The organism is Sporosarcina sp. ACRSL, assembly GCF_022346605.1.
In the GTDB taxonomy this organism is placed as follows: Bacteria; Bacillota; Bacilli; order Bacillales_A; family Planococcaceae; genus Sporosarcina.
On the sequence record NZ_JAKRNT010000006.1, the window covers coordinates 241,191 to 265,236 of the forward strand.

At 47.3% G+C, this 24,046-nt stretch carries 19 protein-coding genes and 1 other annotated feature (1 of these 20 running past the window's edge); of the genes, 6 read left to right on the forward strand and 13 right to left on the reverse strand.

Annotated elements, in window-relative coordinates; genetic code table 11:
- Positions 1-190 (forward strand) — a binding site (T-box leader); it begins 47 nt to the left of the window's first position.
- Between the two features lie 209 nt (positions 191-399).
- Entirely contained in the window at positions 400-1,389 is a 990-nt protein-coding gene (gene trpS, locus MHZ92_RS10975) for a tryptophan--tRNA ligase (RefSeq protein WP_239431734.1), read from the forward strand.
- On the opposite strand, the gene MHZ92_RS10980 is transcribed toward trpS, so the two are convergent.
- The 3 genes from MHZ92_RS10980 to MHZ92_RS10990 all read right to left on the reverse strand — a co-directional run bounded on the left by MHZ92_RS10980 (position 1,343) and on the right by MHZ92_RS10990 (position 3,913).
- Complete coding sequence (locus MHZ92_RS10980; RefSeq protein ID WP_239431735.1) at positions 1,343-1,654, reverse strand: hypothetical protein; 312 nt, start codon at positions 1,652-1,654, stop codon at positions 1,343-1,345. The two genes, trpS and MHZ92_RS10980, sit on opposite strands and share 47 nt — an antisense overlap.
- A complete protein-coding gene (gene fabF, locus MHZ92_RS10985) occupies positions 1,651-2,886 on the reverse strand; it encodes a beta-ketoacyl-ACP synthase II (protein ID WP_239431736.1) in 1,236 nt (411 codons plus the stop codon). The genes MHZ92_RS10980 and fabF overlap by 4 nt, the downstream gene beginning before the upstream one ends.
- Before the next feature lie 94 nt (positions 2,887-2,980).
- A complete protein-coding gene (locus MHZ92_RS10990) occupies positions 2,981-3,913 on the reverse strand; it encodes a beta-ketoacyl-ACP synthase III (RefSeq protein WP_239431737.1) in 933 nt (310 codons plus the stop codon).
- A 186-nt stretch (positions 3,914-4,099) separates the two neighbouring features.
- Here MHZ92_RS10990 and MHZ92_RS10995 point away from each other — a divergent pair, with 186 nt between their 5' ends.
- Positions 4,100-4,282: a DUF2929 family protein gene (locus tag MHZ92_RS10995; protein ID WP_239431738.1), complete on the forward strand. Its 183-nt coding sequence runs from the start codon at positions 4,100-4,102 to the stop codon at positions 4,280-4,282.
- Positions 4,283-4,374: 92 nt separating this feature from the next.
- On the opposite strand, the gene MHZ92_RS11000 is transcribed toward MHZ92_RS10995, so the two are convergent.
- The 3 genes from MHZ92_RS11000 to MHZ92_RS11010 form a co-directional block, all read right to left on the reverse strand.
- Entirely contained in the window at positions 4,375-6,510 is a 2,136-nt protein-coding gene (locus MHZ92_RS11000; protein WP_239431739.1) for an ATP-dependent Clp protease ATP-binding subunit, read from the reverse strand.
- 178 nt (positions 6,511-6,688) lie between these two features.
- On the reverse strand, positions 6,689-6,997 hold the full coding sequence (locus tag MHZ92_RS11005; protein WP_239431740.1) for a metal-sulfur cluster assembly factor: 309 nt from the start codon (positions 6,995-6,997) through the stop codon (positions 6,689-6,691).
- A 49-nt stretch (positions 6,998-7,046) separates the two neighbouring features.
- The gene (locus MHZ92_RS11010; RefSeq protein ID WP_239431741.1) at positions 7,047-7,808 is read right to left on the reverse strand and encodes a prolyl oligopeptidase family serine peptidase; all 762 of its coding nucleotides are present in this window, start codon (positions 7,806-7,808) and stop codon (positions 7,047-7,049) included.
- Positions 7,809-8,016: 208 nt separating this feature from the next.
- Between MHZ92_RS11010 and MHZ92_RS11015 the strand changes: the two genes are divergently transcribed.
- Positions 8,017-8,835 carry a Cof-type HAD-IIB family hydrolase gene (locus tag MHZ92_RS11015; RefSeq protein ID WP_239431742.1) on the forward strand — a complete coding sequence of 273 codons (819 nt, stop codon included), beginning with the start codon at positions 8,017-8,019 and terminating at the stop codon, positions 8,833-8,835.
- 21 nt (positions 8,836-8,856) lie between these two features.
- A complete protein-coding gene (locus MHZ92_RS11020; RefSeq protein WP_239431743.1) occupies positions 8,857-9,711 on the forward strand; it encodes a DegV family protein in 855 nt (284 codons plus the stop codon).
- Positions 9,712-9,774: 63 nt separating this feature from the next.
- On the opposite strand, the gene MHZ92_RS11025 is transcribed toward MHZ92_RS11020, so the two are convergent.
- The 7 genes from MHZ92_RS11025 to MHZ92_RS11055 all read right to left on the reverse strand — a co-directional run bounded on the left by MHZ92_RS11025 (position 9,775) and on the right by MHZ92_RS11055 (position 22,702).
- Complete coding sequence (locus tag MHZ92_RS11025; RefSeq protein WP_239431744.1) at positions 9,775-11,223, reverse strand: alpha-amylase family glycosyl hydrolase; 1,449 nt, start codon at positions 11,221-11,223, stop codon at positions 9,775-9,777.
- Positions 11,224-11,512: 289 nt separating this feature from the next.
- Positions 11,513-11,887: a YisL family protein gene (locus MHZ92_RS11030; RefSeq protein ID WP_239431764.1), complete on the reverse strand. Its 375-nt coding sequence runs from the start codon at positions 11,885-11,887 to the stop codon at positions 11,513-11,515.
- Between the two features lie 325 nt (positions 11,888-12,212).
- Complete coding sequence (locus tag MHZ92_RS11035; RefSeq protein ID WP_239431745.1) at positions 12,213-13,112, reverse strand: fumarylacetoacetate hydrolase family protein; 900 nt, start codon at positions 13,110-13,112, stop codon at positions 12,213-12,215.
- A 68-nt stretch (positions 13,113-13,180) separates the two neighbouring features.
- Positions 13,181-14,371 carry a DUF418 domain-containing protein gene (locus MHZ92_RS11040; protein ID WP_239431746.1) on the reverse strand — a complete coding sequence of 397 codons (1,191 nt, stop codon included), beginning with the start codon at positions 14,369-14,371 and terminating at the stop codon, positions 13,181-13,183.
- Positions 14,368-18,093 carry a helicase-exonuclease AddAB subunit AddA gene (gene addA, locus MHZ92_RS11045; RefSeq protein ID WP_239431747.1) on the reverse strand — a complete coding sequence of 1,242 codons (3,726 nt, stop codon included), beginning with the start codon at positions 18,091-18,093 and terminating at the stop codon, positions 14,368-14,370. The genes MHZ92_RS11040 and addA overlap by 4 nt, the downstream gene beginning before the upstream one ends.
- Positions 18,071-21,562, reverse strand: a complete 3,492-nt coding sequence (gene addB / locus MHZ92_RS11050) for a helicase-exonuclease AddAB subunit AddB (protein ID WP_239431748.1) — start codon at positions 21,560-21,562, stop codon at positions 18,071-18,073. Before addB ends, addA begins: the two co-directional genes overlap by 23 nt.
- A 516-nt stretch (positions 21,563-22,078) precedes the next feature.
- Entirely contained in the window at positions 22,079-22,702 is a 624-nt protein-coding gene (locus MHZ92_RS11055) for a TVP38/TMEM64 family protein (RefSeq protein ID WP_239431749.1), read from the reverse strand.
- A gap of 142 nt (positions 22,703-22,844) precedes the next feature.
- Between MHZ92_RS11055 and MHZ92_RS11060 the strand changes: the two genes are divergently transcribed.
- Positions 22,845-23,564: an AzlC family ABC transporter permease gene (locus MHZ92_RS11060; RefSeq protein ID WP_239431750.1), complete on the forward strand. Its 720-nt coding sequence runs from the start codon at positions 22,845-22,847 to the stop codon at positions 23,562-23,564.
- Complete coding sequence (locus tag MHZ92_RS11065) at positions 23,564-23,872, forward strand: AzlD domain-containing protein (protein ID WP_239431751.1); 309 nt, start codon at positions 23,564-23,566, stop codon at positions 23,870-23,872. The genes MHZ92_RS11060 and MHZ92_RS11065 overlap by 1 nt, the downstream gene beginning before the upstream one ends.
- The last annotated feature ends 174 nt before the right edge of the window (positions 23,873-24,046 follow it).

Here is a 24,046-nt window from a genome sequence, read left to right on the forward strand (position 1 = left end):
GCCTGTGGTTGGTGTAAACAGGTATGACGGGCAAGAAGAATTGGGTTCCTGAGCTTGATTGGCGAAAAGGATTGCTATAAGCGGTCAATGAGTAGCCTGTCACGTCCCCCCGCGTTAAGGGGCTTTGAGTGGCCTGCTTGCGGGCTAATTCGGGTGGTACCACGGTTGATACACATCAGTCGTCCCTTTTTTGGGATGGCTGATGTTTTTTTATTTTTATTTTTTATTATTGATTACAGGTAGCTCTGTTGATTGAAGCGTAAGGCGGCGACTCCTGCGGGAAAGCGAGACAGGGGAGACCCCGGAGGGAGCGCAGCGACTGAGGAGGCTCACCGCTCGCCCGCGGAAAGCGTCCGCCTGTAGCGGAAATCAACTTTATTTTCAGAGGAGGAATTTCAAATGAAAACCATATTTTCGGGCGTTCAGCCTACAGGAACAGTCACACTAGGGAATTACATCGGCGCATTCAAGCAATTTACCGAGCTTCAACATGAATACGACTGCAGGTTCTGCATCGTCGATCAGCACGCAATCACAGTCCAACAAGATCCGGATGAACTGGCGAAAACAATCCGTTCGCTTGCTGCCATTTACATCGCAAGCGGAATCGATCCGGAGAAATCACTGTTATTCATCCAATCAGAAGTACCTGCGCATGCCCAAGCAGGATGGATGATGCAATGTATTTCCTATATCGGAGAACTTGAGCGGATGACTCAATTCAAAGACAAATCCGAAGGGAAAGAAGGCGTCTCGGCTGCACTTCTCACATACCCGCCTTTGATGGCTGCGGATATTCTCATCTACAATTCGCACATCGTGCCGGTCGGTGAGGATCAGAAGCAGCACGTCGAGTTGACACGGGACTTAGCGGAACGCTTTAACAAACGGTACGGCGAAGTACTTACCATTCCGGATGTGCGCATACCGAAAAACGGCGCTCGTATCAAATCCCTTCAAGACCCTTTGAAAAAGATGAGCAAGTCAGATCCGAATAAAAAAGGGACCATTTCCATATTGGATACACCTAAAGAAATCGAAAAGAAAATCAAAAGCGCAGTGACCGATTCGGACGGTTATGTGAAATTCGATGTTGAAAATAAGCCAGGAGTGTCCAATCTATTGACGATTGAATCCGCATTAAGCGGCATCGCGATTCCAGACCTCGAGGCGAAATACGAAGGCCTAGGCTACGGTGCGTTCAAAGCGGGTGTTGCAGAGGCGGTCATCAACCATCTTACTCCGATCCAAGAACGCTATGGTGAGCTTCTCCACTCCTCGGAGCTGGATGTGCATCTTGATCGCGGCGCTGAAAAAGCGAATGCGATTGCATCCGCTACCCTTAAAAAAATGGAGTCTGCGATGGGGCTCGGAAGGCGACGGTCATAATCAATAGTATAACCGCCATAACGAAAAGCATGAAATCGGGCGTCTGGATAATGAATAGCAATATCCGCTGCCAGCTGTAACCGAGCGATAAATAATTGAAATAGAGAATCATGTGCGAGACAGTAACGACGATAAGTCCGTAGCTGATGAGGAAGAGGAAGATACGTGTCATATACAACGCCCTTTTGCTTTTCTTCCAATGTATGAACGAAAGCTCCCCTTTTAGAATCCATCTAAAAGGGGAGCTTTTCGTCTTTTCGATCATATTTTTTTGAATACGAGTGAAGCGTTATGTCCCCCGAAGCCGAGAGAGTTGCTCATCGCATATTGAATATCCGCTTTTCTAGCTTCATTGACAACATAGTCAAGGTCGCATTCAGGATCTGCATTCACATAGTTCGTTGTTGGAGGCAGAATCCCTTCCTGCAATGCTTTTACCGTAAAGATTGCTTCCAATCCTCCGGCAGCACCTAGCAAATGCCCCGTCATCGATTTTGTAGAACTCATTGCAAGCTTATACGCATGCTCTCCGAAAACAGTTTTCGCAGCAAGCGTTTCGAACAAGTCATTATACGGTGTGCTCGTTCCGTGTGCATTGATGTAATCGATTTTATCCGGACTGATTTCCGCTTCATCAAGTGCTTGACGCATTGCACGTGCCGCGCCTTCGCCTTCAGGAGCTGGAGCTGTAATATGGTGAGCGTCTCCTGTAGAGCCGTATCCCACCATTTCCGCATAGATTTTCGCGCCGCGTTTCACCGCGTGCTCGTATTCTTCGAGAATGAGGATGCCCGCGCCTTCTCCGATAACAAAGCCATCACGTTCCTTGTCGAATGGACGGGAAGCTGTTGCCGGATCAGGATTCAATGATAGTGCTGTATTCGCACAGAAACCAGCTACCGCCATCGTCGTGATCGGCGCTTCTGCACCACCTGTGATCATCACATCAGCTTCTCCGCGTTTAATAACTTCAAATGCATCACCGATTGAATTCGTACCGGATGCACAAGCTGTTACCGTACAAGAGTTGATGCCTTTCGCGCCGAAATGGATGGATACTTGGCCGGAAGCCATATCCGGAATCATCATCGGAACGAAAAACGGGCTCACTCGGCGGTACCCTTTTTCTTGGAATGTTTTGAACTGCTGTTCATGTGTTTCCATTCCCCCGATGCCAGAGCCGATCCAGACACCTGTCCGTAACGCTGTCTCTTCGTCCAATTCAAGGTCTGCGTCTTTCATTGCCATGATAGATGCTGCTAACGCATAGTGTGTGAAACGGTCCATCTTCCGCGCATCTTTTCGCGGGATATATTCCTCAATATCAAAATCCTTCACTTCCGCCGCAACTTTTACTGGAAATTGCTCACTATCCAGTCTTGTGAGTGGACCAATTCCGGATTTTCCGTTCAATACCGCTTCCCATGAGCTTTCCGCGGAATTTCCTACTGGAGAAACTGCTCCAATTCCCGTAACGACTACACGACGTTTTTCCATTGTTTGAAAACTCCCCTTCATTATCAAAATTATGCCAAAGCGTTGGCATGTATATCAGTTCGTTTTAACTCCACTATTATATAGTATTCGATGATCATTTACCCCATTTGATGCATAAAGCGCCCCAAGTGAGTCCGCCGCCGAATCCGACTAATACGATAATGTCATCGTCCTTGACGCGGCCTTCCTGTAAATCGTCGAATAATGAAATCGGAATCGATGCTGCTGACGTGTTTCCGTATTTATGGACAGACTTCGACATCCTTTCGACTGGCAAGCCAAGTCTTTCACGGGATGCTTCCATAATGCGGATGTTCGCTTGGTGAGGAATCAAATAATCGACATCCTCTGTCGTCAGACCCGCTTTTTCCGTAACAGTTACAGCTGACTCCCCCATTTGACGGACTGCAAATTTGAACACTTCACGTCCGTTCATTTGGATGTATTTGTCTTGGTAAAGATGTTTGCCTCCTGCACCGTCGGCACCTAATTCAAAGGATAGGATTCCCCGTCCTTCGCTCACTTGACCGATGACTGCAGCACCTGCACCGTCCCCGAAAAGAACTGCTGTGTTGCGGTCTTCCCAATCCGTAATCTTCGACAGTTTTTCTACGCCGACGACGAGGACATGCTTATACGTTCCGGCTTCTACGAAATGCTTAGCCGTTACAACTCCGTACATGAAGCCAGCACATGCTGCGGAAACGTCCATCGCCGCTGCGTTTTTTGCGCCTAACTTATCTTGTAAAATTGTCGAGACGGCTGGGAATGGACGATCCGGTGTGACAGTTGCCACGAGAATCATTCCGATATCTTCCGGGTGGAGACCTGCGTTTTCAATCGCTTGTTTTGCAGCTTCATACGCCATATCGGATGTATCTGTATTGTCATCTGCAATGCGTCTTTCCTCAATGCCTGTACGTGTACGGATCCATTCATCCGTCGTATCGATTCGTTGTTCAAGATCATGATTTGTCACAACTTTAGAAGGGACAAATTTCCCAACGCCGATTAACCCTGCATTCATCTAACATACCCCGTTCCTTATTATCTAATATTAGTACCTGGTGTTAATTATAGAAGAAATGAGTTTACTTTTCAATATATCGACACGATTTCGCCAAAGAAATTAGTATGAGCGCATTATTTTGTTTATTGAAAGTGTTCACTATGGTATGATGAACGAGGAAATAGTTACGATGGGGTGAATTCGATGAAATATATCATTACATTTGTTATGTCCTTTTTACTTGTATCAATGACGAACTATGTAGCCGGTTCAATCGCTGGAGTATCTTTCGACTTAATGGGTGGAGTCATCGCTTCTGTCGTCTTGGCAATTGTTGTCCTTGGCATTACTGCAATCCTTCCCGACGAGGAAGTTGCAGATTATTGATTCCATTAGCAGGCCGTTCCTTTACTGGGACGGTTTTTTTATTTGCATAAAAAAGCCCTGGTCGCCGCTATAATTCGGCACCAGGGCTACTTTTATTTTTTTAGTACTTGCAGTTTTCCATCTTCCATCGTCAAGACTAATTTCTGTCCTTCCGCGAGATCTCCTTTAATAATCTCCTTCGCGACAGCTGTTTCGACGTGGCGTTGGATGAATCGTTTCAATGGTCGTGCGCCAAACTCGGCATCCGTACCTTCTTGGACGATCCAGTCAAGGACGTCGTCTCCATATTCCAAGTCCACTTCTTGTTCATCGAGTCGTTTGACGAGATCCTCGAGCATTTTCTTCGCAATCAAACGGAAAGAGTCTCCTGATAATGAATGGAAGATGATAATGTCGTCCATTCGGTTTAGCAATTCAGGTTTGAAATGACGGCGTAACTCTGCCATAACCAAATCCTCTGCGGCGTGTTCATCCGAATCGAATTGGCCTTGCAGCAAATAGGCCGAGCCGATGTTGGACGTCATAATGACGACCGTGTTCGTGAAGTTGACGAGTCGGCCTTGGCTGTCTGTAATTCTGCCGTCATCGAGTACTTGAAGCAATATATTCGATACATCAGGATGAGCCTTTTCGATTTCATCGAGAAGCACGACTGAGTACGGATTGCGGCGCACCGCTTCCGTCAACTGCCCGCCTTCTTCATAACCGACATAACCCGGAGGCGCTCCTACTAGTCTAGAAACGCTATGTTTCTCCATATATTCGGACATGTCAATTCGAATAAAGTGGTCTTCCGAGTCGAATAATGTTGCAGCGAGCGTTTTTGCAAGTTCTGTCTTTCCTACACCGGTAGGCCCGAGGAACAGGAATGAACCGATCGGCTTATCCGGATCCTTAATGCCTGCACGGGCACGCCAAACCGCTTCTGTGACGAGCTGTACGGCGTCATCTTGTCCGATGACCCGCTCCTCCAACGTTTCACGGAGACGGAGCAATTTCTCCCGCTCCCCTTCCACAAGCTTCGTGACAGGAATGCCCGTCCAGCGCGCGACGATCATCGCGATTTCATCCTCAGTCACTTCTTCCCGTAACAGCCGGTTATCGGAATTCGTTACGAGTGACGCTTCCAATTGCTGAAGTTGTTTTTCCAGCTCCGGAATTCTGCCATATTGCAGCTCAGCCGCTTTATTCAAATCAAAACGGTTTTGCGCGTCTTCCAGCTCACGGCGGTACCGGTCAAGCTCTTCACGCTTCTCTTGGATATCGCGCAAGGCTTCTTTCTCTTTGTTCCATTGCTCCCGCATGTCGGCTGATGAATCTTTCAGCTCCTGCAATTCGGTACGCAATGCTTCAAGTCGTGTCTGGCTGATCGCATCTTTTTCTTTCCTCAATGCTTGCTCCTCAATTTCGAGCTGCATGATCCGACGTGTGACAGAATCAAGTTCTTGAGGCATCGAGTCGATTTCCGTCCGAATCATCGCACTCGCTTCGTCCATCAGATCGATCGCCTTATCCGGCATGAACCGTTCTGTCAAGTAGCGATCCGATAATGTGGCGGCGGCAACTAATGCACGGTCATGGATACGGACGCCATGATGCAGTTCAAAACGCTCCTTCAATCCCCGCAAGATCGAAATCGTATCTTCGACGGATGGTTCGCGCACTAGAACTTGCTGGAATCGTCGTTCCAAGGCAGGATCTTTCTCGATATACATCCGGTACTCATCGAGCGTCGTTGCACCGATGCAATACAGCTCACCACGGGCAAGCATCGGCTTCAACATATTGCCTGCATCCATCGCGCCTTCCGTCTTGCCAGCTCCGACGATTGTATGAATTTCGTCAATGAAAAGGATGATCTCTCCATCACTTTCTTTCACTTGCTTTAAAACGCCCTTCAACCGTTCCTCGAACTCCCCGCGGTATTTCGCTCCGGCGATCAGCGAGCTCATATCGAGTTCAAAGATCTGCTTATCTTTCAACCCTTCCGGTACGTCGCCTTTGACGATCCGTTGTGCAAGCCCTTCGACAATTGCCGTTTTACCGACCCCAGGCTCCCCGATTAGCACAGGGTTATTTTTTGTTTTTCTCGATAAAATCCGGATGACATTCCGGATTTCTTCATCGCGCCCGATGACCGGGTCCATTTTTCCGTTCTTTACATCTTCAACGAGATTGCGGCCGAATTGTTCAAGTGGAGTACGTTGGTCTTCCTGTACGCCATCCATTCTCATATAGTTTCACCTCTGTCATTTGACTTTGACTATCTTTGATTAATTAAATTATATGTTCTTCCTCCATGTAAGTAAAGCAATCTGCATCTATACTTTTCCCCGTACTGGACAGAATAATCACCATACAAAAAAGGCTGCTTGACGCTGAGTCAAACAACCTTTTTTAGATTTATTAGCGAACACCAAGCGCCATTTTTGCATAGCGGGACATATTCTCTCTCGACCATGGCGGATTCCAAACAATGTTGACGTCCACATCTTTCACTTCAGGCAATTCCGTCAGTTCTTGTTTGATGTTGGAAACAATTTGCGGCCCCATCGGACAACCCATTGAAGTCAATGTCATTGTCACTTTGGCAGTACCTTCTTCATCCAGTTCTGCATCATAGACAAGTCCCAAGTTGACGATATCAATACCGAGCTCAGGATCGATTACATTTTCCAGGGCACCCATCAAGCTGCCTTTCATATCATCATTCATTGAAATTCCCCTTTCCGAACTTTACTACTTTCATCATAACAAGTATGGTCTATTCATTCAAATAAGATGCGAACCAATCGGCAGTTCGCAGCATGCCGGATCTTGAAACAGCATGCCCCGCTATCGGATCCGCGACGAATTCAAATCGTTCAGGTGCATCCTCATAATCCTTTTTCGCCGCTTTATAGAAATTGTATGTCGGATCAAACGGTACGGTACTGTCATTTTGACCGTGCCAGAAATAAACAGGTCGATGATTGAGCTTCTGCCTTTGCCTCGTTAAATCAAAAATGGCTAGCGTATCGAGGAGCGATTTACGCTCTTCGTCTGTGATCGGCAATTTGAAACCACGTTTTTCGAATTGTGCTATTTGCGCTTTTGCAAGCTCGACATATCCCGGTGCACCCATCATGACCGCTGCGACTTCGATCCACGGGTAAACAGTCAAACAACCGAGGGTCGTAATGCCGCCCATGGAAGTTCCGCCCATTCCGATTTTCTGGACGCCTCTTTCAAGTAATTCTTTATGCAGCACGTCCATTTCCTCGATCGATGTAAGGACGATTTCCCAAAAACGCAAGCTCAATTGGACTTCATCCAATCCTTCATCCCTCGAACCATGCAAATGGGCATCTGGCAACAGGACGCGGAATCCTTTCTTTGCGATATTATATGCGTAATGCAAATTATGCTCTTTGGCACTCGTGAAACCATGTAAAAATATGACTGCTGGAAGATTGCTATTTTCGTTCGTTTCATCCACAATATGTAATAATGGTATATTGCCCCAATTTTCTTCGTTGACAATCATGCAAACACCTTCTTACTTTTTCTAAATCGTACCAAAGTTTTACTAGAAAAACAAAAAGGACGGTTTCCCGGAATGTTTTGACTGCCCCAATAGATAACGTTAAACTGGACATTATAAGATGAACCAACCAATTTAGTGCTTCAACAACGCTGAAAGTCAGTAAAAAACGGGTATACAACTAAGAATCTTTCCAAAAGGGGGCTGAATTATGAAACCGCATTTAATTGTCCTCGACTTGGACGGGACATTGTTGACGGATGAAAAAGTGATCTCAGAGGAAACCGCGAAGACATTGAAGCAGGCGGAGGAACAAGGCCACCAGGTGATGATTGCAACCGGCCGGCCGTATCGGGCAAGCGAGATGTACTATCGCCAACTTGGACTAAAAACCCCGATCGTCAATTTCAATGGCGCATTCGTCCACAACCCGACTGACCGTTCTTGGAAAACGGTCCATGAAACGATTCCTCTACCTGTCGTCAATGATGTTGTTGACGCACTGTATGATTTCCGTTTCCACAATATCATTGCTGAAGTGATGGACGATGTGTACTTGCAATATCACGATGAAAAGCCATTGGATATTCTCACCTTCGGTGATCCAGTCATTAAGCAAGGGGACATCAGAGAGGCCTTGAAAGTCGACCCTACAAGTTTGCTTATTCAGGCGGATCCCCAAAATGCTGATCTAATCCGGAGACATTTAGCGGAGGTCTATGCTGAGGCGATCGACCATAGACGATGGGGCGCGCCATGGGCTGTCATTGAAATCGTGCGCCACGGTTTGAATAAGGCGGTCGGTATTTCGCACGTATCCAAGTGGCTCGGAATTCCACGGGAGCGCATCATCGCATTCGGAGATGAAGACAATGACCTGGAAATGATCGACTACGCTGGAGTAGGCGTCGCAATGGGCAACGGGATTGACCGACTCAAATCCATAGCTAATGAAGTGACGTTGACAAATAATGAAGACGGAATCGCGGAAGTGCTGAAAGAACGGTTATTATTAACAAAACAAATATAAAAAGAATGTGAGGGGACCTTAATGAGAATTTTTGCTGACAGCGGTTCAGATTTACCAAAATCATTTTATGAAGAAAACGATGTGACGCTCATTCCATTGCGTGTATTGATCGACGACAAAGAATACGATGATGTCATTGAAATCGATTCGAAGGAAATTTACGATGCAATCCGAAACGGAAAACATCCAAAAACATCACAAGCTTCGCCCGAACGGCTCCTATCCACTTGGAAAGAGCTCGCTGAATCGGGAGAAGACGGTTTGTATATCGCGTTTTCGTCGGAGCTATCAGGTACGTATAATACGGCTGTCATGATGAAGGATCAAGTGAAGGAAGGCAATCCGAACATGAACCTCGTTATCATCGATTCACGGTGCGCTTCTCTTGGACATGGCCTTCTCGTAAAAGAAGCAGTCCGTCTACGGGATGCAGGCGAAGATGTAAGGTCGATCGAACGGAAAATTCGCGATATGGCAGCACATATGGAGCATCTATTTACAGTCGAGGATCTTGATTACTTGGCGAAAGGCGGACGAGTATCGAAAGCGAGCGCATTCATCGGTGGCCTTTTGAACATCAAACCGCTCCTTCACGTCGAAGGCGGAAAGCTCGTGCCGATTGAAAAACATCGAGGTCGTAAGAAAGTTCTTCGCCGCATCGCCGATTTGATGGAGGAACGCGGAGTCGAATTATCAAAACAGACAATTGCCATCAGTCACGGTGATGACGAAAGCACAGCGTTGGAAATGAAAGCACTTTTCGAAGAAAGATTCCAAGCGCAAAACGTGGAAATCCATATGATTGGCTCTGCCATCGGATCACATGCCGGACCCGGCACAATTGCCATCTTCTTTTTGAATAAATACAATCAATAACGAATACGAAAAATGCCTTTTCAGACTTGTCCTAACTATGTCCGAAAAGGCATTTGCTTTTTGTTATGCAGTTTTGTCTTCCGTACTTCTTTTCTCCCGCCCTTTTTTGATGACTAGGAACAGGAAGCCGAGGAAGAGGACGTAGACGAGGATCGATGCAATGAGAAAAGGTGTATTGAAGCCTTTATCTTCATCCGCAAAATACACTTCCGCAATCTCCCGATCGAGAACGACCCGGAAGATACCGTCATCGGACTCGCGAATAAGATCGCCATCGATTAACCCGCGTAATCTCTTATTGTCTCCAATTTTTTCAGCAGGAATTACAACGCTAGCTGTTTCCGATGTGTTATTGATCGCGATAAGCCATGTTTCATCCGCTGAACTCCGCGTAAAGACGATATATCCGTCTTCATTATGCAGCATTTCAAATTTCCCGTTACGAAGCGTGTCCGATTGATTGCGGAGTAAATTCAAATTGCCGATTAGATCTTTTAGTTCCATGTCCGTCTTGAAGTTTAAAAACGGATGGCTTTCCGGCGCTTCTTTTCCGTTTACCGCGATTTCCGTACCGTATGGCATGAGCGGTACGCCGGGTAGCGTGAATAATGCAGTTGCCGCTAATTTCCATCGTGTCGGCGGGAACATTCGGGCTTCCACCATATCATAGGTGAAACGCGATCCCGTCAAGTCATCATATTGAATCAATCCGGGTTCAGTATCACTGAAGATATTCAACGAGGATGAATCCGGATCCGCTCTTACGAATGACTGACGGAGCGCTTCCATTTTAGCTTTGTTTGGCTTCAAGTCAAAATTGGCTTCGCTCTCTTCATTCGTCAATACGTAAGCGCCCGGCTGAGCGTCTCGGATCGCGTCGATCATTTCATTCAAGAAGGCTTGATCAAATCCGTTAAGCTTCGTCAAGCGAATTCCATCCAAATTATAAGAAGTGACAAAGTTGACTACTGCTTCGATCAAAGCAACCTGCACATTCGTGTCGTTCGCATCCCAATCTACCGTTCCATCCGCGGAATGGATGAACTTGTATGACTGCCCTTTCGTCCACTCATGGTCTGCGCTTACTTTCCCGAGAGGAAAATCTGCAATCACTTTCATATCCTTTTCATGAATTTCTTCCACTAATGCCGTAAGCTCTTCCGCCGTACCGAAATGCAGATCCAGTTCGCTATAGGACAATACGTTATTTCCTTCATACGTTTCGGTTTTAAAAATAGGACCTAAAGAAATCGTTGTAAAGCCCATTTCGATAATATGCTGCAATCGCTTTTGGATACCGATGAAGTCACCGCCATTGAAGGCACTTTCTTTTTGTGCATCGACATCGATGTCGTTCCTTCCTTCACCGTTGTTGAAACGGTCCACCAATAGATCATATATGCTTTCATCCATGAGACTGCGCTCCGCTTTCGCGGATGCAGAAGCCGGCAATAAAGCAGAATTTAACAATAAAAAAATGGCAACGATGCCAATCAAACGTTTCCCCTTCACGAAAAAAGCCTCCTCCAACGTGCTATCTCTAGCCATTTTAACAAAACCGACCGTCACCCGCTATGGGATGTAGTGAAAAAGCAGTATGACAGCAAAGAAATACGTCGGATTTGTGAAATAAACAAAAGCGAAAGCCGTCACGAAGAACGGTCTCTGCGAACAAAAGCGTAAGCGTTGAGAGCACAAGCGCAGCGTTGCGAACATAACCTTATGGCCGTCCGTGAACACACCAAAAAACCGCCAGCATTCTCGCCAGCGGTTTTCTACCTACTTGCTATTCTTATTTCAATTAGAAAAATTCAAAGCCCATCGGCAATTTGAAGCCGAGGTACATCGTTGCAAAAAGGGAGACGAAAAACACAATCCAAAATGCTGTCACTTTCTTCCCCTTTGCTGAACGAACTAGCACCATTTCCATCATTCCGATCGTCAACAAGCCGAGCAGGAATTTAAATCCGTATTCAGCACCTCTTCCGTAATCCATCCCTTTCATAAAGAGGGCGACCCCAGAAATAAGGATAAGCACGTAAAATAGGCGTGCAATCATATGTGTAATCTTTTTCCCTTTCGTCCCGTTCGCCATGACAGCTGCAACGAGGAATAGGATAATGCCAACAACCCACGTGAAAATATGGAAATGTGGCGTACTCGATAAAAAGTCCAAACCGTTCACCTCATCAAATATAATCAATTTCGCCTTGGCGAAATTGCGTCCGGATTTTGAATTGTACTTGGGGCCAACAGGATGTTGGTCATGCAACCGTTGCCGCAGGACGCGGCGAAATTAGGTTGCCTTCCTAAACTCCTTTCAAAATCCGTGACATCCGCCGGAGGCATTATCTTTGTTTAGCAGGCGTTTGTACACCCATGGAGTAAGAAAATAAGCTGTCATACATCTATCCACCTATGGAAGTAGAAATTATCTGCTGAACAAAGATAAAGTCTTCTTTATACTATCATAGAAAAGCTTTCCAAAGTAGGGATAGCGCTTATACAAAGTAATTGACGAGTGTGCCGATGCCTTCAACAGAAATCTTCACTGTATCGCCAGCTTTCAAGAATTTCGGCGGGTTCATCCCTTTCCCGACTCCTGCTGGCGTACCTGTCAAAATGACATCGCCAGGCTCAAGTGTGACATATTTTGAGATTTCTGCAATTAGCTCATCAATCTTGAAAATCATATCAGATGTATTTCCGTTTTGACGGACTTCATCATTCACTTTTGTTACGATCGAAAGGTTATGGGCATTCGGAATTTCATCCTTCGTGACGATGTAAGGACCCATCGGACAAGAGCCGTCCAAGCTTTTTCCGAGGAAGAACTGCTTATGCGCAGATTGAACGTTCCTCGCCGTTATATCATTCGCAATCGTATAACCAAATACATGATCATACGCGAGCTGCTTCGGAATGCGTCGCCCTTTCTTTCCGATGACGACTGCCAACTCACCTTCATAATCAAGACTATCTGTAACGTCTGCGTGCGCCGGAAGCTCTTCTTCGTCCGCCGCAATCGCAGTCGGCGATTTCGTGAAAATCATCAATTTTTCAGGCGGTGCATCCGCCCCCATTTCAGCCGCATGTTCCGCATAGTTTTTGCCGACGCAAAGGACGTTTTTCGGTGTACGCGGGATTGGCGAAAGCCATTCGATATCCGTGAATGCATACTTGAATTGTTCCGGATTTTCACTATTCCGAGCTTGTTCGGCGAGCTTCCTCACCTTTTCAACAAACTCCAAACCTCCTGCAATACCTTCGATGATTGTTGAAGGGAAATCCGTTTCGCCGAATGCTTCGGCAATTGATTTCACATCCCAGACCGCTTCCTCTTTCTTCACTTTCGGACCGAATAATGTTCTTCCTTCAAACCGGAACGATAAAAGTTTCATGTACGAGCCCATCCTTCCTTATAATGTGGAAAACACTCACAAAACAATCTTCCATAGCCACTATAATTCTACAAAGCTTGTTCTTTTCCTTCTTTTTTCGGCATGTTTTTTCCATACGTCCCTTTTCGCCATAACCATTCGAACGGTCCCATTCTGAACTTCAACAACCAGAGCTCGGCAAAAATGACTTGGATGGCAAAAATACCGACTGCGATTAGCGTACCTGTCTCGATATCGACTTTTCCATATAGACCGAAACCGTACCCGTAAAAAATCGTCGTCGCGATGATGGACTGCATCAAATACGTCGTCAACGACATGCGCCCCGCCTTGGAAACAGGACGGAAGATCGTCCGGAAAATCGGCAGCTGGCAAAGCAAGATAATGACGCTTGCATAGCCGATCGCCAAAATCGGACCACCGAGAAGCTGCTGGATTAATTGATTGTGATACGCATGGCTATCCATATATGGCCAAGATTTAATGAAAATCCCGGCTGCTAACGCAATGACGCCAACAAGGGCGATTCTGACTTTCATTTCAGAAGCCCGCTCAAACAGCTTCAACTTCGAGAAGAGAGCCCCCAACATAATCAATGGCAATACCATGAAAGCACCAAGGAAGGCGTTCATTAAACCGTAGATGAGCCACTCCGAAAAACGGAAAACAAATGCTTCCCCATATGTTCCATGTGCATATGCCGTAATCGCTAATTCAATCTGCTGAATATCGACAAACCCATCCATTAATTGGTTCGGATCAAGCTTTGCAAGTAAATAGATTAAGCCGATGAATAAGAAGGTTGGAATCAAATAGACGATTAAAGCAATCCAAAGAAGCCATTTTTTCGGGAGCCTAATCGCTGCCAGCATGATAAAGCCCATCAGCGCATAGGTGAATAAAACATCCCCTGACCAGACGAACAATGCATGAATTAGGCCGAATCCCATTAGAATGGCAAGGCGCTTCGCCATCATCGGCACATGAGACGTCCCGATCGCAATCGCTTTTTCATATTGCATATTCAATCCATACCCGAACAGCATTGCAAAAATCGGGTAAAAGCTCGCTTCGACAAAAATATTGATCAGCTTGTATGATGCCACATCACTCGGTGTACTAAAATACGAATGTGCATCGATATAGAAATAAGGTGAATGGAAAATAAGCATATTCGCGATGAATATCCCGAGGAGCGCAAAGCCCCTCAAGGTGTCCAGCGATTCAATGCGATTTCCGAGTGTCGGTGATACGTTCAAACTGTCTCCTCCTGAACATGCACAATCCTCTCCCCGTCAAACAAATAGAGGACCATTTCTTTTATCGTGATTCCTGCGATTGACTCGACCGCTTTTTTATAGAGACTTAGCTGGATGCCATACCGTTTTTGCATTTCATCCTGAATCTCTTGTTCAGACCTAAACCTTCCACGAATCCGGTCCGTTTTATAATCGAGCAACACCCAGCCGTCCTTTTCTTCGAAAAGACAATCGGCAATCCCTTGCAAAATCTGGTGATCTCCATCATTTGCATCATATGCATACGTGAACGGCACTTCCCGGAGCATCCTCGCTGATGCTGATAATCTCTTGAAAAGTGACGTCCCGAAAAATTGCACGACCGCTTTCACGTCTACTGCGTTCGCTTCTTCTACCGTCAGCAATTGGCGATTCGTCAATTCAGTGACAAATCGATCGACGTCCTGTACTGTATGCGTCTTCGACAGGTCAATATGCTGCATGATCGTATGCATCGCCGTCCCGATTTCCGCTCCGGACAAAGCTCTCGATTGCATGAACGCCGGACGGTCATGTAAATAAGGGGTGCTCACTTCGTCATCCTTCACTGTAAAGAAATCGTCGAAGTCCGGCTCCTGTTCAAGAAGCGCCACTCTTTTCAAGTCGCTGACCGTCTGCTTGGAACGCTTTTCAACGGAAGCAAGGAATGGATAGACGTAGTCAAATCTCCGCTTCACTTCCTCGGTCCAATCCGCATCTATGAATTCTTCGGATTGTTCATATTCCGCTTGTTCGACAATGTCTTCCTCAATATCTTCCGATTCTGCCTCGAGGAATGAAGAAACCGGATACGCAGAAATTTCCCATTTCGACGGATCGTTTACGGAACTGCCTCCATCCATCACCCCAAATTTCTCAAAATCCGGATGCCGAGCGATTGCCGGCCCGATCCAATCCAGATAGCCGTTTGCCCGCGATCTCGTATATTCCGGCAGCATTTCACCTTCTTGAATGAGCTGTGCATCTTGCCAACTGCCGATCGACTTTTCAATGTCCTTGACGGTCGCAATTAATTCCAGATGCTCCTTCGCCCTCGTCATTGCGACGTAGAGCACCCGCATCTCCTCTGCTCGCATTTCAAGCTCCTTCTTCTCTTTCATCGCAAGGAATGGAAGGGAGGTGTACGTAATGCGCAAGTCAGGGTCAATCGCTTTTACCGCCAACCCGAAATGCTGGTCGAATAAATAAGGCTCATGGAAATCCATCTTATTGAACTGTCTACCTGCTCCCGCGACGAAAACGTAAGGGAATTCGAGTCCTTTCGATGAATGGATTGTCATGATTCGGACGACATCCTCCGTCTCGCTCACGTAACGGGCAGCGCCGAGATCATCCCCGCGTTTCTGCATCCTGTCAATGAATCGCAGGAAACGGAATAGCCCACGGAAAGATGTCTTCTCGTAATCGATCGCACGGTCATGAAGAGCGCGTAAATTCGCTTGCCGCTGTTTGCCGTTCGGCATCGCACCGACCATTTCATAATAATGGGTATCGTTATACACTTGCCAGATAAGCTCCGACAATGAACCGCGACGCGCCAAATTGCGCCAGTCCTCAAACATGAGGAAGAAACGCTGTAATTTCACTTGCGTTTCTGCGGCCATCCCTGCCCCGCCTGTAGCCATGAACAATTTCAACGCTTCGTAGAATGGTTTATTTTTCGCAGCGAGCCGGACTTGTGCCAATTCGTTTTCCGTCATGCCGACGAACGGTGCACGAAGGACCGATGCGAGCGGGATATCTTGATACGGGTTGTCAATGACACGTAGTGTATTGAGCATGATCATCACTTCGATTGCCTCGAAATAGCCGCGCGACAATTCCGCGTAGATCGGGATGCCTGCAAGCTTGAACTCTTCCGCGATTTCCCCGGACCAAGTCATCGACCTCATGAGGATGACGATATCTCGGTATTCAAGCGGACGCCTTTTATCTGTGAAAGCATCAGTCACTTCAGCACCGGAAGCCATCAGCTCTTTAATTCTCCGTATCATATATCTCGCTTCGGCCTGTGAACTCTTCAAGCTTTGTCCGGTCAGCTCCGTCGCTTCCGATTCCATCTCATCTTCATCAACTTCGTATAGCAAGGTCAATGCGGCAGGTGCTTCCTTCTCGGGATAACGGGCACCATATTTCAATGCGGCCGCGTCATCGTATTCGACTTCTCCGACCCGTTTCCCCATCACTTGGGAGAAAATGAAATTCGTCGCGTCCAATACTTCTTTCCGGCTTCGGAAATTGGCGTTCAAATCGATTTTCAGACCATTTTCCCCATCATCCGACGTAAATCGATTGTATTTCCCAAGAAATAGTCCTGGCTCAGCTAGTCTGAAGCGATAAATCGACTGTTTTACATCTCCAACCATGAACAAATTCCCGTCCGCCTCGCTGCCACGCTTCACAAGCTGGATGATCGCCTCTTGCAGCAAGTTGACGTCTTGGTATTCATCGACGAGGACTTCTGCGAACCTGTTCAAATAATCGACCGCAATATCGGACGGGACAAGTTCCCCGTCCTTCTCCGTTGCAAGAATCTGCAATGCGAAATGCTCCAGATCCGAAAAGTCGACGAGTCCCCGGTCCATTTTGACTTTCCCGTATCTCTCGCCAAAATCGATGACGAGCTCAACAAGCGTATGCATCATCGGCGCCATCAGACGGATTTCATCCAATAGACGCGCTGGTGTCCTCGTAAAATACGATTCTTTCAATGAATTGACAATTTTCTTAACAGAATCACGAAGAGCCTTCGCTCGTTTCGCCAACACTTCATCGCAACTGTTTTTCTTGATCGTCCCTGCCTTCACCCATGTAAGCGTGCTGAAAAAGTGATAGGTGTCTTCCCACGACCCTTCTTCGATCCTCCGCTTCGCTTCCCTGAGCCATTGCAAATCAGCATCAGCCGTTGCAATTAACGGCTCAGGACCTTCCGGCATCATGGCGATCCGCTTCGTATCCTCCGTCAGATGAATCGCTTCTTCTAGAGTATGCAGGATCGCCGTCTTCAACGGTTCGATAAAATCAAGTTCATCGATTGTCACATCGTCGTCCAATTCATATTGCATCGGAATCATTCTTAGCCATCTTTCGGGTGAAGGGTGGACCCGTGAATAATCGTACAGCCTATCGATAAGCGTCTCGATCGACTGGTCGTTTCGATCTGATGTGAAACTGTCGGCAAGCCGGTACATCGCTTCAGGATTTTCGGCATTATAAGCATCCTCAAGCACTTCACCGATCGTATCGTCCCGCAGCAATGCCGCTTCCGTAGTATCGGCGATTCTAAATCCTGGATCGATATCGATTAAATAGGCATATTGACGAACAACGTTCAAACAGAATGAATGCAATGTGGAAATTTGCGCTTTATTCAACAAACTCAACTGCCTGCGCAAATGGATGGAATCTGGATTGGCAGCAATTGCCTCTTCCAAAGCTTCCGCCATCCGATGGCGCATTTCTGCAGCAGCGGCATTTGTGAACGTGACGACAAGCAATTCATCGACATCAATCGGATTTTTTTCACTTAATACTTTCTCGATCATCCGCGTGATAAGCACTTTTGTCTTTCCCGAACCGGCCGCAGCCGATACGAGAACGTCTTTCCCCGTCGCCCAGATCGCCTTCCACTGGGCGTCCGTAAACGTCACATCTGCCGGTTTAACTGGAATGTCCATCATCATTCACATCCTTCCGCATCTTTTCTAGGGATTGTTCCGGGTTCAAGCTTTCATAGTGTCGATATTTTTGCTCAGGATTCGTCGGGTCGAATTGACAGACCGAGCGATACGAGCAATATTGGCACGGCATCTTATCCTTCAATCGGTACGGATACACCCGGGCATCCCCTGCAAGCATCCCGTCCCCTGCCTGCTGATGGCGCTTCCTCACAAACTTGCGGACGATTTGCAAATCATCCGGTGACAACACTTTGGACGCTTTCGTAAATGTCCCATCCGTCTTCAATGCGGCAGGAATGACGCTCGACGTCTTGCCGAGCTGCGCATCCATACCCATGACGACTTGAGGGTCATCGAGCAAATAGCCTTTCATCTTATATGACTTCAACATCTCTGCCTCAATCAAATTCTCCGTCAGCTCGAGCTCCGTCCGGATCATCGGATTGTGGACGTGTAAATAAAGCACACCTGCAGGATCCGCCTTAAACCCGATCCACTCCTCCGCATGCTCGACGGCGACATCGAGGTACGTTAACATTTGCAAGGAGATGCCATAGTAGACATCCGTCAAATCCAATTGCTGTGAAGAAGATTTATAGTCGACGATCCGTACATAATTCTTTCCGTTGATTTCCGTTGCATCGACCCGGTCGATTCTTCCGCGCAATTTCATTTGATTGCCACGGCGCAGTTGAATTTCAAGAGGTGGCAGCTGCTCTCCCGGTCCGAACGCCGCTTCGATTGCGACAGGACGGAACACGCTTTTCGTCGCCTGTTTACCAAGCGCAAAAATCGTACGCATGACGATATGCGTCAATTTCCTTCGGATATAATGATAGCGGCTCGTCGAAAGCAAAATGCGGTTGAAGAACATCGGTGCAATATGCTCCATTGCGTCCCTCGACAACTGCCAGCATTGCTCCTTCGATAACTCCGTCCACGATTTACCCGTCCGGTTCATTTCGTCCGACACCCATTTCAGCGCCGCGTGGAATAAATCCCCGATCGATGGGGCTTCAAGTGTGAACTCCATCCGTTCCTGCAATCCGAGCCCGTACGAAGCGAAATGCTGGAACGGACAGCTGTAATACGACTCAATTCGTGAAACACTTGAGACGAACGATGTGCCATACAAGCCCTCTGTAATCGCGGGCGCTAGCCGCTCTGTTTCATTTCGGTCTTTCACCGGCTTCGTAATGTATTGTAAGACGGATGACCATAACGGATCATCCTCGTAATAAGCGAGCACCGCCCGCCATTCCGGCGCAAGCTCACTCGTCTGCTCGGCTTCCTTCACTTTCATCGAAACATACGGCAGTGCCGTCCGCGGGTGGATAATATAGTCAGCCTGCTCCTCTTCATTCGGCAATTCAGACGGATCTGAAACTGCCATTTGCAGCTCGATCCCTGGCAATAGCTGCTGGATGCGGGCGATATAAAGCGAAGGCAATAGCGATTTCCCTTCTTCATCCGCAATCGGGTAGGAAATGAAAAGCTTTTCCCTCGCCGAAGTGAACGCACGATAAGCCATATACGATTCGTCCATCAGTTTCATTTTTGAGGATGGAGCTAACTCGATTCCGCTCATCGCGAACCATTCCCGGTCGGAATCTGACAAAAGGCCATCCGCGTCAATTCGTTGTGGCAATACGCCATCATTGACGCCGATGACAAATCCGACATCAATTTCCATGAGGCTCGCAAGCTCGATCGTCGTCACTGTCACTTGGTCGAGCGACGGCGGAATACGCGTAAATTCGAGCGTATCAAATCCTTCATCCAAAATACGTGCCGCTTCCTTCAATTCCATTTCTTTATCGCCGAACATGAGCACAAACTGATCAAGGACATTAATCCACGAATTCCAAGCCTGTTCATGCTCCGTCGCGTTCAACAAACGGCCCGCACGCTCTTCCTCCGCTCGCAAATCGACTATCTTATCGAATACTTGGAGCGATTCCATGAATAGGAACAGCGCTTCAGCGACATCTCGTCCATTTTTTGATCGTTTCAGCCTTCCTTGGAATTGGGCAAGCGGCTCCCGGATCAAATCTCGGATCATATGAAGCTCCTGCTCCAATTGCAGTTCCTCATCGGTCTGGACGGTCGTATGCAATTCAAGCCCACGGTACCGTTTCACTTTCCATCTCGTCTCGTCGAACCATCGATTGCCATAGATTCCGTTCGCAAGCACATAATTTTCCAATCGGTCCGCCCGCTCCCGCCATAGAAGCTTATCCTCACGATGCGGGAAAAACAAATCCGTTTTCACCGCTCGGAATACCGATTCGTACGTCCAGCTCGACGTCACGGCTTCAAGGATGGACCTCGAAAACTCGATGAGCGGATGATGGAGCATCGGCTTTTTCCGGCTAATGAACACTGGGATATCATATTGCGAAAAGATCGTTTCAATGAGTTCGTCGTATTTTTCAGGCTGCCGGTATAAGATCGAAATCTCTTTATATCGTTCACCCTTCATGACGAGCTCTCGTATTTTTCTAGCGACCGCATGGACTTCCGCCCGCCGGTCCGTCGCTTCGATTAACGTAACTGCCCCTTCGGAAGGTCTTTCTTTCGGCGGATAATTTTCAAACTCCCGCTCGAAATGGCGAAGCTCTTCATTTTCAAACCGGAGAGGTTCTCCCAAATGGATTCCCTCTTCGATTTCCACCGATTCATTGCGCGCAATCTCCCGGAGCTTCATCGATGTCCGGACGGGATTGAAGAACAGCTCATGATCCGCATGGCCCGACAAATCAGACTCCATCGGCAAGACGACCGTCACCCGATTGCCATGCTTCATCAGTTCCGTAATGATTTCATACTCCCGTGCTGTAAAACTTTCAAATCCATCTATATAAATCTCTGCGCCTTTGATAAGGTCCGAGTGTTTGATCTGAGATGTGAGTAACGCCAAATGACCTTCGCTGTCGACATAGGAAGTGCCAAGACGTTCTTCAATTCTTGTCAGTAACAATGAAAGATCGCCCACTTTGTCTTGCAACGTCCTTGGGGCATCCGCAGCGACCAATTGCTGTTGAAAAACGGCTAATGTTTCCCGGTCGAGGCAATACCGGCTGAATTCTTTCATGAGATCGCCGATTTTTTCGGTAAAGCCACGTTTATTTGCCGCCTGCCGAAATAGCTTCAGCTCCTCCTGGTTCTCCTCTAGCACGCTCCGCACGAGCATCCGGTAACCGAACCCGTCGACTTCCTTCCGCGTAATGCCGCCCGTTTCCTGCAGCACCCGCCACGCAAGCCGCTTGAAAGTGGAAACTTGCGCACGGATCAAGCCATTCAACCCGAAATTCACCGACAAGCTAAGCTCCATGGAATACGACATCTGATCAGGAACAATCAAAATAACAGCCGGCCCCAACGGATTCCGTTCCAGCTCCGCCGCAATCTCCCGTTCAATCACCGTCGTTTTCCCCGTCCCGGCTCGTCCGGTCACAAACCGCAATGACATGGCCCTCTCCCCTTTCGTAATTAAATCAATCACGCCTCGGCGTGATTGCGTCCAGATTTTGAATTGCGAATCGAACAACGAAGGGTTCGATTTGCCGTATTTCTGCGTTTTTTGCAGAAATTAAGGCACTAGCAGCGCAATTGACTCCCTTCAAAATCTGTGACATCCGCCGGAGGCTTTATCTTCATTCAGCAGGTTTTCGATACCTGCTGAATGAAGATAAAAAAATCCTATCTTCCTTTCTTTCATTGTACCGAAAGTTAAGGAGGACAGGAACTATTTGATAGGTTATTTGATTTGTAAAATGCACCCAGCGCGAAAGGTAGTACGCGAGGACGAGATATCCCCGCGGTTCAAGAATCACGCATAAATTCAAATATCCGCGCATAAAACGCTATATCTACGCATAAATCCATCTTTCCACGCATAAAAAACTAGAATGACGCATAAAACTGATTTCTCACGCATAACTCGGCAGATATGTGCATAAACCTCGCTCTTTGCGCATAACTGCCCTCATTTTTCATCTTTCTCCTGAAAAATCGAGCTCGACTCCTCTTCCACTTTTCGCTCAAGCCGCTTCTCAAACCACTTGCCGACCAACCAAAGAAGAACGATGATCCCTACAACGATTCCTGTCCGTATAGGCTGCGTGAGCAATGCTTTCAGATCATGCCCGATGAAGCTGATCGTGAAAATCATGACGAACTTCCCTGCCATCAAAATCAACAAATACGTCTTCTTCTTCATATTCGATAAGCCCGCCACGAGATTCACGAGCGCGGAAGGCGTAAATGGAAAACAAATGAGCAAGAACAACGGACCGAATCCGTTCCGCTCAACCCATCCAATCAACTGCTGCACACGCGCATTCTTCGTCAAAAAACGCAAAAAACGATTTCGACCATAATTTCGGATGATCAAAAACACCGCATAAGAACCCGCAACCGTACCTGCCCATGACAGAATGAACCCATACCATAACCCATATGCACCCGCGTTTGCGAAAACGAACACAAACAGCGGTAAAAAAGGCAAAAAGGACTCTATGAACGGCAACAACAGTCCGATAAACGGACCTAACGCCTTATATTGTCCCGACAATTCAATAATTTTATCAACGTCCATCCATTCATTCATCTGCAACACCCTCGCCTGTCAACAATCGCACATACCGATTTCCATATTCTCCTTCGAATATTCCCTTTTCCCTACTAGAATAACACCAAAACGTCAAAATATAGTATAATTTCAATCATATATTTGAGAAAGATGTGACAACATGAAAAAAAATCAATTTTTTTCTGGCCTAAAAGCGGGACTGAGCATCGCCATCGGCTACTTCCCGATCGCGCTTACGTTCGGACTCCTCGCTAAAACAACAGGACTCTCGCTGATCGAAGCAACAGCCATGAGCATGTTCGTCTATGCAGGTGCATCCCAATACATAGCGCTCAACCTTATTTCGTTCGGAGTTGACCCGTTCACGATCGTCATCAACACCTTCATCGTCAACATCCGTCACTTTCTAATGACGGCTTCGTTAAATGAAAAGATGCATCGCGCACCAAAATGGGTAAAAGCCATCTACTCATTCGGCATCACGGACGAGTCATTCTCTGTCTTGGCAACGCGAAAAGAGGAGAAAATCACGACCTCCTTTGCCTTCGGTGTGGCAATCATCGCCTATGGAAGCTGGGTCATCTTCACAGCTGCCGGCCACGTCATTGGCGCCAACTTGCCCGAATTCCTGCAAGTCGCCATGTCGATCGCCCTGTATGCCATGTTTATCGGCCTGCTCGTGCCCAACATGAAAGGCAACCGGAAAGTCGTCATGCTCGCGGCAACCGCAGCTGTCATCCATTGCATCATCTACTTCGGCGACTTGCTTTCCACCGGCTGGGCGATCCTCGTCTCGACGCTCGGTTCGGCGATTTTCATTGAAATCATCTATGCACGCCGCGATAGAAACGTACTACAGAAAGTAAAGGGGGAATCATAATGGGACCGACCTATTGGTGGATGCTTTTTGGAATGGCGCTCGTCACCTACATCCCAAGGATGGTGCCTCTCACTTTCCTTGATGGAAAAGAACTGCCTCCGATCGTAAGCGGTGTTCTGAGCAACATTCCATACGCCGTACTCGGAGCGCTAATCTTCCCTGCCATCCTTTTCGTCCAGGAAGGCAATATCCTATTCGGCGTCATCGGTGCCGCAACCGCCTTCCTGATCGCATTTCTCGGTGGCGGCGTCATGCCTGTCGTCCTCGGCACAATCGGAGTACTCGCTATCTATAGCCTATTTATGTAATTTCTTTTTTGTGAATCGCGTCACAGAGTATCCAGGCTGCGCCAACTTGCCGGGGGGCCCCCCCCCCCCCCCCCCCCAAAAAAAATAGAAAACAATAGAAGAAGAGCAACGAACAAATGACAAACACAAAAGGGAGGGAGACAGAAGCATAGAGACAGCGAGCGAGACACCCCA